Here is a 15080-nt window from a genome sequence, read left to right as displayed (position 1 = left end):
CGCAGGGTCAGGAGGCCGCCGCTGCCGCGGATTCCTGTTCGGCCTCGACCTGCTGGTTCCATGCGCGCTTGCCCGCCTGCCAGCCGTCCTCGTCGTGGCCGGTGCGCCAGTAGCCGGAGATGGACAGGGCCTCACGGGGGATCGCGTGCTCGACGCGGAGCAGATGGCGCAGCTCCTTCACGAACCCGGCCTCGCCGTGTACGAACGCCTGGACCCGACCGGCCGGGAACTCCAGGGCCCGTACGGCGGCGACCAGTTCACGGCCGACCGGCGCCGCGCCGCGGTAGAGCCAGCTGATCTCGGCGCCCGCCGGCGCGTCCAGTTCCTGGCGCTCCTCGGGCCCCGCCACCTCGATGAAGGCGTGCACCGGCACCCCGGCGGGCATCCGGGCCAGGGAGACCGCGATGGCGGGCAGCGCGCTCTCGTCGCCCGCCAGCAGATGCCAGTCGGCGCCGGCCTCGGGGACGTAGGCGCCGCCGGGGCCGAGGAAGTAGATCTCCTCGCCGGGCTTCGCCGCGGCCGCCCACGGCCCGGCCAGGCCCTCGTCGCCGTGCACCACGAAGTCCACGGTCAGCTCGCGGGTCCCGGCGTCCCAGGCGCGGACGGTGTACGTACGGGTGCTGGGCCACTGGTCGCGCGGGAAGTCGGCGCGGATCTGCGTGATGTCGAACGGCTCGGGGTAACGCACGCCGGGCAGCGGAAAGACCAGCTTCACATAGTGGTCGGAGTACTCGCCCGCCGCGAACTCCGCCAGCCCTTCACCGCCCAGCACGACCCGGACCATGTGCGGGGTGAGCTGCTCCGTGCGCTGCACCCGGGCACGGTGCAGGGTGGGCTTTTTGCGGGACGAACGCTCTGCTGCCACGGCAATCTCCCCTGATGCGATATTTATTAGGTATACCTAACCTAACAGGTCATCGGCCGAGGGTGAGGAGCAGCCGCTGCAGGGCGCCGCCGAGCCCCCATTGGGTGGCCAGTGCCTCCAGGCGCTCGGGGTCGGCCGGTTCGGCCGGCAGGGTGTGGTCGACGACGGGGACGGGCACGTCGGTGGCCACCTTCACGACCTTCGGGGCGACGGCGACATAGGGGCGTGCCTCCAGCAGCCGCTTGCGCTGGGCGGGGGTGACCTTCGAGGCGGGGTCGTCGGCGGCGGCCATGATGCCCGCCAGGTCTCCGTAGGAGTCCAGCAGCTTGGCGGCGGTCTTCTCGCCGATCCCCGGTACGCCGGGCAGGCCGTCGCTGGGGTCGCCGCGCAGCAGCGCCAGATCGGCGTAACCGGGGCCGTCCACACCGTACTTCTCGCGCAGCAGCGCCTCGTCGGTGATCTGGAGGGTGCCGACGCCCTTGAGCGGATACAGGATGCGGATGCCGCGCCGGTCGTCGACGAGCTGGAAGAGGTCGCGGTCGCCGGTGACGATGTCCACCGGGCCCTTCGCCTGGGCGGTCAGGGTGCCGATGACGTCGTCGGCCTCGTAGCCGGCCGCCCCGATGCGGGCGATGCCCAGGGCGTCCAGGACGTCCTCGATGACCGGGACCTGCGGCGAGAGGGTGTCGGGGATCTCCTCCTCGTCGGGGTCCGCGGAGCCGGCCGGGGCCTCCTCGGCGACCCGGTGCGCCTTGTACGAGGGGATCAGGTCGACCCGCCATTGGGGGCGCCAGTCGAAGTCCATGCAGGCGACCAGGTCATCGGGGTGGTGATCCTGGACGAGTCGGGCGATGAAGTCCAGCAGGCCGCGTACCGCGTTCACCGGGGTGCCGTCCGGAGCCTTGACTGATTCCGGTACCCCGAAATAGGCGCGGAAGTAGAGGGAGGCGGTGTCGAGGAGCATCAGGCGTCGTGTCACATCCCGCATCTTGCCGTATGCCCCATACGTCACGCGGATGTGAGCTGTGTCACCGCTTTGTTTGAGCCAGATAAAGAAGGGCAGGTGCGCAGCCGGAGTGGACCCGGTCGAGATTCAACTATTCGACCGGTAAAGGCGGGCAGACCCCGTGCCGCTCCGCGACCTGGCTACGGGGGTGGCAGGTCGTCATTGGATCGACAAGAGAGGCATATGTGTCCAGGCTGCAAGCCGAGCACCTGTACAAAGTGTTCGGCAGACGACCCGAGGACGCGGTCCGCAGGCTCGAAGCCGGCGCCGGCCGGGAGGAGCTGCGGGCCGAAGGCACCACCGCCGCGGTGATCGACGCCTCCATCGAGGTGGACGAGGGCCAGATATTCGTCGTCATGGGGCTGTCCGGATCGGGCAAGTCCACGCTGCTGCGCACCCTCAACGGGCTGCTGGAGCCGACCTCGGGGACCGTCCGCTTCGACGGCCAGGACCTCACCTCGCTCAGCGACAAGGAACTGCGCAAGGTCCGCTCCGAGAAGATCTCCATGGTCTTCCAGCACTTCGCGCTCTTCCCGCACCGCAGTGTGCTGGAGAACGCCGCCTACGGCCTCGAAGTGCAGGGCGTACCGCGGGCCGAGCGCATCGCGCGCGCCACCGAAGCGCTCGAACTCACCGGCCTCAAGGGCTGGGAGAAGTCCTGGCCCGACGAGCTGTCCGGCGGTATGCAGCAGCGCGTGGGCCTGGCCCGTGCGCTGGCCACCAACGCCGATCTGCTGCTGATGGACGAGTCCTTCAGCGCGCTCGACCCGCTGATCCGCCGCGATATGCAGGACCAGCTGCTGGAGCTGCAGAAGTCGCTGAAGAAGACGATCGTCTTCATCACCCACGACCTGAACGAGGCCATGCGGCTCGGTGACCGGATCGCCGTGATGCGCGACGGCCGGATCGTGCAGATCGGCAGCGCCGAGGACATCCTCGTCACGCCGGCCAACGACTATGTCGCCTCCTTCACCCAGGACGTGGACCGTACCCGGGTGCTGACCGCCGGCGCGATCATGACCGAGGTCGGGACCGTGCTCGGCGCCACGACCCCGGAGGGCGACAAGCTCGCCACCGCGGCGGAGTTCCGGGCCGCGGCGCCTGCCACGGTCGGTGCCGACACCCCGCTGGTCGAGCTGTTCACGCCCTGCTCGACCAGCACCGTTCCGGTCGCCGTGACCGATGAGCAGGGCTCGCTGATCGGCGCCGTCACGGCCGAGCGGCTGCTCGCCGTCCTCGGTGAAGCCGCGGAGCAGAGCCCGGCCCCGGCCGCCCCCGCCCGGGACGCTGCCGACGACGGGACGCCCGCGGAGAAGACGCCGGCGGACCCGGCCTCCGCGCACACGTCCGGGAACTCGTCCGCGGACCACGACCCCGAGGACAAGGTGAGCGCCGGTGCCTAGGATTCCGATAGGCAGTTGGGCCGACAGCCTGGTCGAATGGCTGCGGGACCACGCCGAGTGGCTCTTCCACTTCGTCACGACCGTGCTGGGCGGTTTCTACGACGGCATTCTCACGGTCCTCTCCGGCCCCACGCCGCTGCTCCTGACGGGCATCTTCGCGGTGATCGCCTGGTGGCTGCGGGGTCTGCCGGCCGCCGTGCTGACGTTCATGGGCTTCGCGCTGGTCGATTCGATCGAGCAGTGGCACCAGACCATGCAGTCGCTCTCGCTGGTGCTCGTGGCCTGCATCATCACGGTCGCGGTCGCGGTACCCCTCGGTGTCTGGGCGGCCCGCAACCGCGCCGTCAGCGGGGCGGTGCGTCCGGTCCTGGACCTGATGCAGACGATGCCCGCGATGGTCTACCTGATCCCCGGCATCCTCTTCTTCGGCCTGGGCGCCGTCCCCGGCATCGTGTCGACCATCGTCTTCTCCATGCCGCCCGCGGTCCGCATGACCGAACTGGGCATCCGGCAGGTCGACGGTGAACTGGTCGAGGCCGCCGACGCGTTCGGCACCCATCCGCGGCGCACGCTCTTCCGCGTCCAGCTGCCGCTCGCACTGCCGACGATCATGGCCGGTATCAACCAGGTCATCATGCTGGCGCTGTCCATGGTCGTCATCGCCGGCATGGTCGGCGGCGCCGGTCTCGGCGGCACCGTCTACCTCTCGCTCAGCTCCGTCGATGTGAAGCTGGGCGCGGAGGGCGGTCTCGCGGTCGTCATCCTCGCGGTGTACCTGGACCGCATGACCAGCGCGCTCAACCAGCGGGTCTCCCCGCTCGGGCGGCGCGCGCTGGCGAAGGCGCAGGCCGCGCTCGGCGGCCTGAAGTTCCTCCACTGGAAGCCCGCGACCTCCCTGGCGACGGTCGCCGTGGTCGTGCTCGCGCTGCTCGCCGGCGGCATGAGCGTCTTCGGCAAGGACAGCGGCGGCGGCGCGGGGGGCACCGACGGCAACGGCCGGCCGGTCAGCCTCGGCTACGTCAACTGGGACGAGGGCAAGGCCACCACCTTCCTGTGGAAGGAGATCCTCGAACAGCGCGGGTACAAGCCCCGGGCCCAGGCCCTGGACGCCGGACCGCTCTTCACCGGCCAGGCCCGTGGCGACATCGACGTGCAGACCAACGCCTGGCTGCCGACGACCCACGCGGAGTACTGGAAGAAGTACAAGAACAAGCTCGAGGACCTGGGCGCCTGGTACGACAAGACCTCCCTGGAGGTCGCGGTCCCGTCCTACATGAAGGACGTCAAGACCCTGGACGACCTCAAGGGCAAGGGCGGTACGTTCGGCGGCAAGATCGTCGGGATCGAGCCGGGCGCGGGCGAGATGAAGATCCTCAAGGACAAGGTCCTCAAGGACTACGGCCTGGGCGGCGAGTACAAGGTCGTGGAGTCGAGCACCTCGTCCATGCTCACCGAGCTGGACCGCTCGATCCACGACAAGAAGCCGGTCGCCGTCACGCTGTGGTCGCCGCACTGGGCCTACGACAAGTACAAGCTGACCAAGCTCAAGGACCCCAAGGGCTCCTTCGGCTCCGGCGACAGCCTGCACATGCTGGGCCGCAAGGGCTTCTCCCACGACGAGCCCCAGGTCGCCGGCTGGATGAAGAACTTCCACCTGGACGAGAAGCAGCTCACCAGCCTCGAGAACGAGGTCAAGAACGCCGGCACGGGGCATGAGCAGGACGGCGTGCGCGCCTGGCTCAAGCAGCACCCGGGCCTGGTCGACAAGCTGGCGCCGTCCGCCAAGGCCGACTACGCCAAGGGCAAGGACGCCGGCAAGACCCCGACGATGGGCTACCCCGCCTGGGACGAGGGCATCGCCACCACCTACCTCTGGAAGAACATCCTGGAGAAGCGGGGCTACAAGCCGAAGCTCCAGAACCTCGATGTCGGCCCGATGTGGACCGGCTTGTCGACGGGGCAGATCGATGTCGAAACCGACGCCTGGCTTCCGGTGGCGCAGAAGCAGTACTGGGACAAGTACAAAAACGATCTCGTCGATGTCGGTGCGTGGTACGACAAGACCTCCCTGGAGATCGCCGTACCGTCCTACGTCAAGGGAGTGAAGACCCTGGACGATCTGCGCAAGCACAAGGACACCTTCGGCGGCAAGATCATCGGTATCGAGCCGGGCACGGGCGAGATGAAGCGCCTCAAGAGCGTGGTGTCCCCCGCGTACGGTCTGGACGGCTTCGACGTCACCGAGGCCGGCACCAGCGCCATGCTCACCGAGCTGGAGCGGGCGTACGCCAAGAAGGAGCCCATCGCGGTGGTCCTGTGGTCCCCGCACTGGGCGTACAGCAAGTACCACCTCACCAAGCTCAAGGACCCCCAGGGGACGTGGGGCGCCAACAACCAGATCAAGACGATCGGCAACAAGAGCTTCCCGAAGAAATTCCCGGAGTTCGATCGCTGGTTGAAGAACTGGAAGATGAGTGCCGAGGATCTCGGCAGCCTGGAGAAGGACATTCAGGCCGCCGGCAAGGGCAACGAGAACAAGGGCGTCCAGAAGTGGATCGATGCTCACCCGGGCATCGTCGACAAGATGGCACCCGTGAAGTAACCCTCATCGGGAGTGACTTCACCGCGGCGGGCCCCGCCACCGGACGATCCGGTGGCGGGGCCCGCCTTTTCGATCCGTGAGACGGAACCGGAGAGCACACGGAACGGTGCGGGCCGGCCGGTGGCCGGTGGCCGGTGGCCGGTGGCCGGAGGTCGGGTCAGGGTTCGACGACTCCTGCCTGGTCGCTGGACGGGGACAGGACGGCCGTGGGGGTGACGGCGCCGGCGAAGCTGGCTTCGTAGCCGTGGTTGAGGAGGGTGAGGGTGAGGGTTTCGTTGACCCGGGCGACGCCTTGGGCGTCGGTGTTGGCGATGCCCAGGACGTTGCTGCCGGCTTTGAAGAGGATCGGCTGGTTGGGCACGGGGAGGCCGGTGACCTGGTCGGTCAGGGTGGCCGTCAGGAACGGGAAGTACACGTGCGGGGGGAAGAGTTTCGTCAGTGCCGGGGTCGCGGTCAGCGAGGTGGCGTGGACGGGGAGCACGTAGGTGAAACCGCCGACCAGGGTGGCGCTGCCGCCGGGGGTGGTGACGGTGACGTCGGCGGGGCCGGCCGCGCCGGGCGGGGTGATGGCGGTGAGCTGGGTGCCGGTGGCGTTGACCATCACGCCGGTGGCGGGGTTGCCGCCGATGGTGACGCTCGCGCCGGTCAGGTTGGTGCCGGTGATCGTCACCGGCGTGCCGCCCGCGATGGGCCCGCTGTTGGGGGTGATGCTGGTGATTGTCGGGTCGAACTGGATGACGGTGACGTTGGCTCCGGCGATGTTGGTGGCGTAGACCTTGTTGTTGGGGGCGACGACCAGGGCGATGGGCTGGCTGCCGACGGGGATCGGGGCGCCGATGACGTGTTGGTGACGGAGTCGATCACGGTGACGCCGTTGGAGCCGCGGTTGGCGGTGTAGACGTGGCCGTCTGCGCCGGCGGTGATGCCCCAGGGGTTGGTGCCGACGGGGATGGGGGCGCCGACGACGGTGTCGGAGACGGTGTTGATCACCGTGACGTTGCTGGAGTTGATGTTGGCGACGGAGGCGTTGCCGTTGGGGGCGACGGTCAGCCAGACCGGCGTGGTGCCGGTGGGGATCGCGGCGCCGATGACGGTGTCCGTGGCGGTGTCGATGGTCTGTACGTTGTTCGAGCCGGAGTTGGTGACGTAGAGGTCACCGTTGGGGATGACGCCAGCCCGACCGGGTTGGTGCCGACGGGGATGCTCGTGGTCGCCAGGAAGACGTGCATCGCCGCCGGCCCGCTCACCTCCCCCGCCATGGCCGCCGACGCCACCTGGCCGGAGAGGAGAGACGTCTGCAGCAGCTCCTGCGACGGTGATGAACGCTGGTACTCATCTGGACCCCTTAGGTCGGGGTCGCCCTCGGTCCGGTTCGTCCCGTGCGGGAACAGCACCGGATCGGCGCTCCCTTCTCCGGGGCACCACACGCCGCACCGCAGCTCACACGTCACACACACGCGGCGGGCCGCCCACCCCGAGGAGGTATGGGCGGCCCATTTGGTTCGGTATCCGCCCTTTCCTCATCCCGCGGGGAGGTGAAACCTTCCTCCGCGCGACCCGCGTGAACGGCGGCCCGGCGCACGTTCCGCCGCCCATGGTTTCCGGGCACCCGCACGGTCCGTCAGGCGCCCGGCGCCGTAGTGGAGTTGAGTGGCAGCATGACGCACCGTACTCCGCCGCGCCGCGTGGTCTCGCTCGTTCCCTCGCTGACCGAGGCGGTCGCCCGCACCGCTCCCGGCCTGCTGGTGGGGGCCACCGACTGGTGCAGCGAGCCGGCCGGGCTCGATGTCCACCGCATCGGCGGCACCAAGAACCCGGACACCGAGCGGATCGCCGCGCTCGCCCCCGACCTCGTGATCGCCAACGAGGAGGAGAACCGGGAGCCGGACCTCGCCGCGTTGCGGGCCGCCGGGATCGAGGTGCTGGTCACCGAAGTGCGGACGCTGCCGCAGGCGTTCCGGGAGCTGGCGCGGGTCCTCGTGGAGGGGTGCGGGCTGTCCCGGCCCGCGTGGCTGGACGAGGCGGAGGCCGCCTGGCGTGAGCTGCCGGTCCGGGCGGCGGAGCGGACGGCCGTGGTGCCGGTCTGGCGCCGGCCCTGGATGGTCCTGGGGAGCGACACCTTCGCCGGTGATCTCCTGGCGCGCCTGGGCGTCCGCAATCTCTACGCGGACCACGCCGACCGCTACCCCCGCATCCCGCTCGACGCGCTCCGGGCCGCCGGCGCCGACCTGGTGGTGCTGCCCGACGAGCCGTACCGCTTCAGCTCCGAGGACGGCCCCGAGGCGTTCCCCGGCCTGCCCGCGGCGCTGGTCAGCGGCCGGTATCTGACCTGGTACGGGCCGTCCCTGGCAGGCGCTCCGGGCGTGCTCGCCGAGGCGCTGGCCGCGGCCCGGTGAGGGAGCGGCGTACGGCCGTCAGGTCGTGACCGGCCGGGGCGGCGCCAGCAGCCGTCCGCGGGCCAGGCCGACGGCGGTGCGGGTGCCGGCCACCGCCACGGCGGTCACCAGGAGCGTGAACAGGCCCACCGCGAGCCCGTCGAAGGCGCCGAGGCCGGTGCGCAGGGCCAGGCCCGCCGCGCCCGTGACGCAGGTGCCGAGCGGGAAGGTGAAGCCCCACCAGGTCATCGTGAATCCCATGCCGTTGCGGAAGGCGCGCACCACCATGGCGGCCGCGATCGCCAGCCAGAGGAGGGCGAAGCCCGTCACCGGTACGCCGTAGAGCACCGCGAAGGCGGCCATGGCGTGGGCGGTGGAGGCGTCCACGACGCCCGGTGCGGCATGGGCGAGGTTGGCCAGCGCGGTGGTGGACTGCCCCAGCGGGCCCAGGACGAGGAACAGCGTGGGGGTGAGCGCGAGGGGGAGCGGGCCGTGGTGGATCAGCCGGGACAGGACGAGCGGCAGGACGAGCAGCGTGGCCAGCAGCGACATCCCGAACAGGGCGTAGCAGGCGAACAGCAGGGCCGCCTGACACTGGCCGGCCGGCAGATGCGGCACCAGGGCCGGGCCCAGCGCCGCCGAGACCATGGGCGCGACCAGCGGCAGGAGCCAGACGGGAGAGGCGCTGCCGGCCTCGATGCGGTGCCGGGTCACCATCAGGTAGGGGACGGCCGCGGCGCACGTGAGGCCGACGACGGTGCCCACGGTCCACAAAGCGGCGTCGGCGGCCAGCGCGGCCGGTTCGCCGATGACCTCCCGGCCCACGGCGAGCGTGCCGCCGCCCACCGCCAGCAGGGCCATCGCCAGGCATCCGTAGAAGGGCGCGACGGCCGGGTCGAGCAGATGGCGGCGCGCCTGGTCGCGGTGGCGGACCCAGTGCACGGTGCGCGCGGCCAGCAGCGTCAGCAGCATCAGTGCCGACAGCGCCCAGACCACCTGGTAGGCGACGCGCAGGCCGGGGGCGGTGAGCGGCAGGACCGCGCCCGCGTTGGCGACGATCGCGGTGCCCATGACGGCGGCGTACCAGTTCGGCCCCAGATACCGGACCGAGGCCGCGGTATCGGGCGCGCCGGGGCTGGGGTCGGGCCCGGTGGCGGGGGTGCTGCGGGAGGGTGCGTGCGCGAGGGTTGCCATGAGAACAGCCTCGCGGTCCCGGAGGGCCGCCACCAGGGACCTTGTGTCTATGAGGGCATAAGCTGGGGTTATGTGCAGGGGGACTTATGGGTGGTGAGGCCGAGCAGGCCGCCGTGTCGCTGTCGCACCGGGTCCCGGACCTCGGCGCGCTGGAGCTGCTGCTCGCCGTCGCCCGGCTCGGCAGCCTGGGGCGGGCCGCGCGGGCGCGGGGCATCTCCCAGCCCGCCGCCAGCAGCCGGATCCGCTCGATGGAGCGCCAGTTGGGGGTGGCGCTGGTCGAACGCTCGCCGCGCGGTTCCCGTTTGACGGACGCCGGCGCCCTGGTGACGGACTGGGCGCGCCGGGTGGTGGAGGCTGCCGAGGCCTTCGACGCGGGCGCGCAGGCGCTGCGCGGACAGCGGGATTCCCGGCTGCGGGTGGCGGCCAGCATGACCATCGCCGAGTACCTGCTGCCGGGGTGGCTGATCGCTCTGCGCGCGCGGCGGCCCGGGACCGCCGTCTCGCTGCTCGCGGGCAATTCCAGTGTGGTGGCCGAGCGGCTGCTGGGGGGCGAGGCGGACCTCGGGTTCGTGGAGGGGCTGGCGGTGCCCATGGGGCTGGACGGGACGGTCATCGGGCACGACCGGCTGGTGGTGGTCGCCGCCCCCTCCCACCCCTGGGCCCGGCGCCGTAGGGAGCTGACCGCCGCCGAACTCGCGGCCGCCCCGTTGATCCTGCGCGAGCGGGGATCGGGGACCCGCCAGGTGCTGGACGCGGCGCTGGCCCGGCACGGCGGGCTGGCCGCACCGCTGCTCGAACTCGCCTCGACCACCGCGGTGAAGGCGGCCGTGGTGAGCGAGGCGGCGCCCTCCGTCCTCAGCGAGCTGGCCGTCGGCGAGGAGCTGACCGCGCGGCGGCTGGTCGAGATTCCGGTGCGCGAGCTGCGGCTCGCCCGCGAACTGCGGGCCGTGTGGCCCGCCGGTCAGCGGCCCGCGGGCCCTGCCCGCGAGCTGCTGGGGCTCACCCGCGGGGCGTCCTGACCGTGCCGCCGCGGACCGGCGGCGCCACGCTCGGGCCCGGTCACTTGGCGGCGGCCGCCTCGCGCGCCGCCGCCACCAGGGCGTCCATCACCCGGGTGTCCTCCCCGGCCTCCGGGTGCCACTGCACCGCCAGGGTGAAGCCGTACGCGCCGGGGAGTTCCAGCGCCTCGATGGTGCCGTCCTCCGCGTAGGCGGACGGCACCAGCCCGCGGCCGATCCGGTCCACGGCCTGGTGGTGGTAGGTCGGCACGGCGACCGGCTCGGGCAGCGTCCGGCCCAGCAGCGTGCCGGGGACCGGCTTGATGTCGTGCCGGTCGAAGACTCCGGGGGCCCCGGCATGCCCGTCGAGATGCTGGACGAGGGTGCCGCCCAGCACCACGTTCAGCAGCTGGAGCCCGCGGCAGATGCCCAGCAGCGGTACGCCGCCCGCCAAGGCCGCCTCGATCAGGGCCAGTTCCCAGGCGTCCCGGTCCAGCGCGGGCGGGCCGGTCCTGGGGTGCGGCTCCGCGCCGTAGCGCGCCGGCTGGACGTCCGCGCCGCCGGCGATCACCAGCCCGTCCAGACGGGCGACGGCCGCGGCGGCCGTCGCCGGATCGCCCGGCGGCAGCAGCGCGGCCAGCCCGCCCGAGCGCTGCACCAGCTTCGGATATCCGGCGGGTACCAGCGCGGCGGGCAGGTTCCACACCCCCCACCGGGCCTCTTCCTGGTACGTGCTGATGCCGATGAGGGGCTGGGACATGGGGTGGGGTCCTCCGTGGGTGGGTGCGGGCGGTGCGGGGACGGACGGAGCCGGCCGGGATGCCCCGGCCGGCCGTCGCCGCGTCCCGAGTGTGCCGGTCAGTCGCGTGCGAGCTCCGCCTCGGCCGCCGCCAGCGCCGCGAACTCCTCCTCGGGCGCCGCGGCCACCAGCCGGTGGCGGGAGTAGAAGGCGAAGTAGGCGAGCGCCACGACGTAGACGCCGAGGGCGATGAAGGCGGCCTCCTTGTCGACCAGGAACGTCGCCACCAGCGCCGAGCAGGCCAGGACGAAGGCGACGGACGAGGTCAGCATGCCGCCGGGGGTGCGGTAGGGGCGGGGCAGCCCGGGCTCGCGGCGGCGCAGCACGATGTGCGAGAGCGCCATCAGCGCGTACGAGATGGTGGCGCCGAAGACCGCGACATTGAGCATCCGGGCGCCGTCGCCGGTGGCCGCGGCGAGCGCGAAGCCCAGCGCCCCGGGCACCAGCAGCCCCAGGTAGGGGGCCTTGCGGCGGCTGGTCAGGGAGAGGAAACGGGGCAGGTAGCCGGCCCGGGAGAGCGCGAAGAGCTGGCGTGAACCGGCGAAGATGAGGGAGAAGAAGGACGCCACCAGGCCCGCGAGGCCCGCGTAGTTGACGATGCGGCCGACGGTGGTCGGCTTGCCGTGCGGCTGCAGGGCCTGGACCAGCGGGTCGCCCACCGACTGGATCGCCGCCGAGCCGCGCGCCCCGGTGGCGGCGACGAAGGTGATCAGCGCCAGCACCAGCAGGATGCCCATCGCCGCGGCCATCGCCTTGGGCAGCGACCGCGCCGGGTCCTTGGTCTCCTCGGCGGCCAGCGGTACGCCCTCGACGCCGAGGAAGAACCACATGCCGAACGGGAAGGCCGCCCAGATCCCCAGAATGCCGAACGGCAGCCAGGAGTTGGCGCCGAAGGCGCCGGCCTTGACCGGGATGTCGTTGAGGGTGTCCACATGGAAGTCGGTCAGCGCGGCGATCGCGAAGACGACGATCGCGGCGACCGCTATGGCGGTGACGATCAGGCTGAAGCGCAGGGCCTCGCCCACGCCCCACAGATGGATCCCGATGAAGATCGCGAAGCAGGCGAGATAGACCGGCCAGCTGGAGTGCAGGCCGAACAGGCCGAGCGATTCGACGTAGTCACCGATGAAAATGGAGATCGCGGCGGGTGCCAGTACGTATTCGATCAGGATCGCGGTGCCGGTCAGGAAGCCGCCCCAGGTGCCCAGGGCCCGGCGGGCGAAGCCGTAGCCGCCGCCGGCGGTCGGCAGGATCGAGGCCAGCTCCGCCAGCGCGAAGACCAGACAGGTGTACATCAGGCCCATCAGGACGGCGGCGATCGCCAGGCCGCCGAAGCCGCCCTGCGCCAGACCGTTGTTCCATCCCGAGAAGTCGCCGGAGACGACGTAGGCGACGCCCAGGCCGGTCAGCAGCAGTGGTCCCGCGCTGCCGCGGCGCAGCGTCCGCCGCTCCAGATAGGTCTCGTCGGGCGATGCGCCGCCCGCCGGCCCGATGGGCGGTGCGGTCTGCGATTCCGTCTTGTCGGCCATGAGCCGCTCCTGCCTCGCCGAGGGGGGATAACGAGCAAAGGTTTAGCCGCATACCTTTGCTGGCGGGTCGGCTCAGCGCAAGACCTGGAGGTAAAAGAATGGTGAACGCGCGCGCACCGTCCCCGGGCGGGCGCTCAGGGTGACGGCGCCGTCAGGAAGCCGCGCAGCAGTGCCGCGGTCCCGCAGCAGTGCTCGCGCATGACCTCGCGCGCCCCGTCCGCGTCGCCCTCCAGCACCGCCTCCACCAGCGCCGTGTGCTGGGTCTGCGAATGCTCCAGATTCCGGACGAGGAGCGGGATGCAGTCCAGGAGATCGTTCACGCCCGCCCGCACCGCTGCGTACTGCGCGGCCAGCGACGGCGACCCGGACAGCTCCGCGAGGGTCAGGTGCAGCAGGGTGTCGCGGCGGCGGTAGTCGGCGAGCGGTGCGTCCTGGGTCGCCGCGAGCGCCGCCCGCAGCCTGCCGCTCTGCTCGTCGGTGAGCCCGTGGGCCGCGCACAGCCCGGCCGCGCCCACCTCCAGCACCTCACGGAAGCGCAGGGTGTCCTCGACGTCGATCTTCTCGATCCGGCGGCGCAGCTCCGCCCCGCCCGGGTTCTCCGGGCGCGTCCGGACGAACGTGCCGCCGTAGCGCCCGCGCCGGCTCTCCACCAGGCCCTCGTCCTGCAGCACCTTGAGCACCTCGCGCAGGGTGACCCGGCTGATCTGCAGCCGCTCGGCCAATTCCCGCTCGGCGGGCAGCCGTTCGCCCTGGGGTACCAGACCGAGCCGGACGACCTGGAGTATCTGCTCCAGGGCCTCCTCGAAACCGTTGCCCGCCCGCACCGGTCGCAGCACGGGTGCCAGCCGGTCAGCCGCACCGTCCATCGATACCCCTTCCCAATCAATGGTTCGTGTGCCTACCTTATGACCTCCGGATGCAGTGACAGGAGGCAACACCGTGGCAGACCGCACGCCCCCACTCTCCGTCGAGGAGCTCAGAGTCCTCGTCGATGCCGGGGAGATCGACACTGTCGTCCTCGCCTTCACCGATATGCAAGGCCGGCTCCAGGGCAAGCGGTTCGCGGCCCGATATTTCCTCGACACCGTCCTCGACCACGGCACGGAGGGCTGCAACTACCTCCTCGCCGTCGACGTCGACCTCAACACCGTCGAGGGCTACGCGATGTCCTCGTGGGAGCGCGGCTACGGCGACTTCGCCATGCACGGCGACCCCGGCACGCTGCGCCGCACCCCCTGGAACGCCGGCACCGCCCTGATCACCGCCGACCTCGCCTGGCACGACCGCTCCCCGGTCGCCGCCTCGCCCCGGCAGATCCTGCGCCGCCAGCTCGACCGCCTCGCCGAGCGCGGCTGGAGCGCGTACGCCGGCACCGAGCTGGAGTTCATGCTCTTCAAGGACTCCTACGAGGACGCCTGGTCCCGCGGCTACCGCGAGATGAACCCCGCGAACCAGTGGAACGGCGACTACTCCGTCCTCGGCACCGGCCGCGTCGAGCCCGTCCTGCGCCGCATCCGCAACGAGATGGGCGCGGCCGGCATGACCGTCGAGTCCGCCAAGGGCGAGTGCAACCTCGGCCAGCACGAGATCGTGTTCGTCTACGACGAGGCGCTCACCACCTGCGACCAGCACAGCATCTACAAGACCGGTGCCAAGGAGATCGCCGCGCAGGAGGGCATGTCGCTCACCTTCATGGCGAAGTACGACGAGCGCGAGGGCAACTCCTGTCATATCCACCTCTCGCTGCAGGACGAGGACGGGCGGCCGGTGCTGGCCGACGACAACGGCCCGTACGGCATGTCGAAGACCATGCAGCACTTCCTGGCGGGCCAGGTCGCCGCGATGCGTGACTTCACGCTCTTCTACGCGCCCAACATCAACTCCTACAAGCGCTTCCGCCCCGGCTCCTTCGCGCCCACCGCCGTCGCCTGGGGCCCCGACAACCGCACCTGCGCCCTGCGGGTGGTCGGCCACGGCCGCGCCCACCGCCTGGAGAACCGTCTGCCCGGCGGCGATGTGAACCCCTACCTCGCGGTCGCCGGCATGGTCGCGGCCGGTCTGTACGGCATAGAGCACGAGCTGGAACTGCCCGAGGCGACCACCGGCAACGCCTACGACGGCGACGCCGCCCACGTCCCCACGACCCTGCGCGAGGCCGCCGAGCTGTGGGAGCGGAGCCCGATCGCCCGCGAGGCCTTCGGCGACGAGGTCGTCGACCACTACCGCCACATGGCCCGCGTCGAGCAGGACGCCTACGACGCGGCCGTCACGGACTGGGAGCGCTTCCGCTCCTTCGAGCGCATGTAAGG

General features: G+C 71.3%; 12 protein-coding genes. 5 read left to right on the top strand and 7 right to left on the bottom strand.

Annotated features, from left to right (window positions below; all coding sequences use genetic code 11):
- Positions 1-7 precede the first annotated feature (7 nt).
- The gene (locus tag Scani_RS24630) at positions 8-865 is read right to left on the bottom strand and encodes a siderophore-interacting protein (RefSeq protein ID WP_159479951.1); all 858 of its coding nucleotides are present in this window, start codon (positions 863-865) and stop codon (positions 8-10) included.
- Between the two features lie 49 nt (positions 866-914).
- Complete coding sequence (locus Scani_RS24625; protein ID WP_159482349.1) at positions 915-1829, bottom strand: 5'-3' exonuclease; 915 nt, start codon at positions 1827-1829, stop codon at positions 915-917.
- A gap of 227 nt (positions 1830-2056) precedes the next feature.
- Between Scani_RS24625 and Scani_RS24620 the strand changes: the two genes are divergently transcribed.
- A complete protein-coding gene (locus Scani_RS24620) occupies positions 2057-3274 on the top strand; it encodes a quaternary amine ABC transporter ATP-binding protein (protein ID WP_159479949.1) in 1218 nt (405 codons plus the stop codon).
- Positions 3267-5876 (top strand): ABC transporter permease/substrate binding protein, encoded by a 2610-nt coding sequence (locus Scani_RS24615; RefSeq protein ID WP_159479947.1) that lies wholly within the window; start codon positions 3267-3269, stop codon positions 5874-5876. Before Scani_RS24620 ends, Scani_RS24615 begins: the two co-directional genes overlap by 8 nt.
- A gap of 157 nt (positions 5877-6033) precedes the next feature.
- Here Scani_RS24615 and Scani_RS41200 read toward each other — a convergent pair whose 3' ends face one another.
- Positions 6034-6546, bottom strand: coding sequence for an IPT/TIG domain-containing protein (locus Scani_RS41200; RefSeq protein ID WP_246296137.1), 513 nt, complete (start codon positions 6544-6546; stop codon positions 6034-6036).
- A 988-nt stretch (positions 6547-7534) separates the two neighbouring features.
- On the opposite strand from Scani_RS41200, the gene Scani_RS24605 reads away from it, so the two are divergent.
- A complete protein-coding gene (locus tag Scani_RS24605; protein WP_159479945.1) occupies positions 7535-8272 on the top strand; it encodes a helical backbone metal receptor in 738 nt (245 codons plus the stop codon).
- An 18-nt stretch (positions 8273-8290) separates the two neighbouring features.
- Here the strand turns inward: Scani_RS24605 and Scani_RS24600 are convergent, their stop codons facing one another.
- Entirely contained in the window at positions 8291-9445 is a 1155-nt protein-coding gene (locus tag Scani_RS24600; RefSeq protein ID WP_159479943.1) for a TDT family transporter, read from the bottom strand.
- Positions 9446-9531: 86 nt separating this feature from the next.
- On the opposite strand from Scani_RS24600, the gene Scani_RS24595 reads away from it, so the two are divergent.
- Positions 9532-10464, top strand: coding sequence for a LysR family transcriptional regulator (locus Scani_RS24595; RefSeq protein WP_159479941.1), 933 nt, complete (start codon positions 9532-9534; stop codon positions 10462-10464).
- Positions 10465-10504: 40 nt separating this feature from the next.
- On the opposite strand, the gene Scani_RS24590 is transcribed toward Scani_RS24595, so the two are convergent.
- The 3 genes from Scani_RS24590 to Scani_RS24580 all read right to left on the bottom strand — a co-directional run bounded on the left by Scani_RS24590 (position 10505) and on the right by Scani_RS24580 (position 13637).
- Positions 10505-11203, bottom strand: coding sequence for a gamma-glutamyl-gamma-aminobutyrate hydrolase family protein (locus tag Scani_RS24590; protein ID WP_159479939.1), 699 nt, complete (start codon positions 11201-11203; stop codon positions 10505-10507).
- 98 nt (positions 11204-11301) lie between these two features.
- Positions 11302-12771, bottom strand: coding sequence for an ethanolamine permease (gene eat, locus Scani_RS24585; protein ID WP_159479937.1), 1470 nt, complete (start codon positions 12769-12771; stop codon positions 11302-11304).
- 134 nt (positions 12772-12905) lie between these two features.
- The gene (locus tag Scani_RS24580) at positions 12906-13637 is read right to left on the bottom strand and encodes a FadR/GntR family transcriptional regulator (RefSeq protein ID WP_159479935.1); all 732 of its coding nucleotides are present in this window, start codon (positions 13635-13637) and stop codon (positions 12906-12908) included.
- Between the two features lie 73 nt (positions 13638-13710).
- On the opposite strand from Scani_RS24580, the gene Scani_RS24575 reads away from it, so the two are divergent.
- Entirely contained in the window at positions 13711-15078 is a 1368-nt protein-coding gene (locus Scani_RS24575; protein ID WP_159479933.1) for a glutamine synthetase family protein, read from the top strand.
- Positions 15079-15080: the final 2 nt, after the last annotated feature.

This window comes from Streptomyces caniferus (assembly GCF_009811555.1).
GTDB lineage: Bacteria > Actinomycetota > Actinomycetes > Streptomycetales > Streptomycetaceae > Streptomyces > Streptomyces caniferus.
Note: the sequence above shows the minus strand (reverse complement) of the source record. Positions and strands in the feature narration are given on the sequence as shown.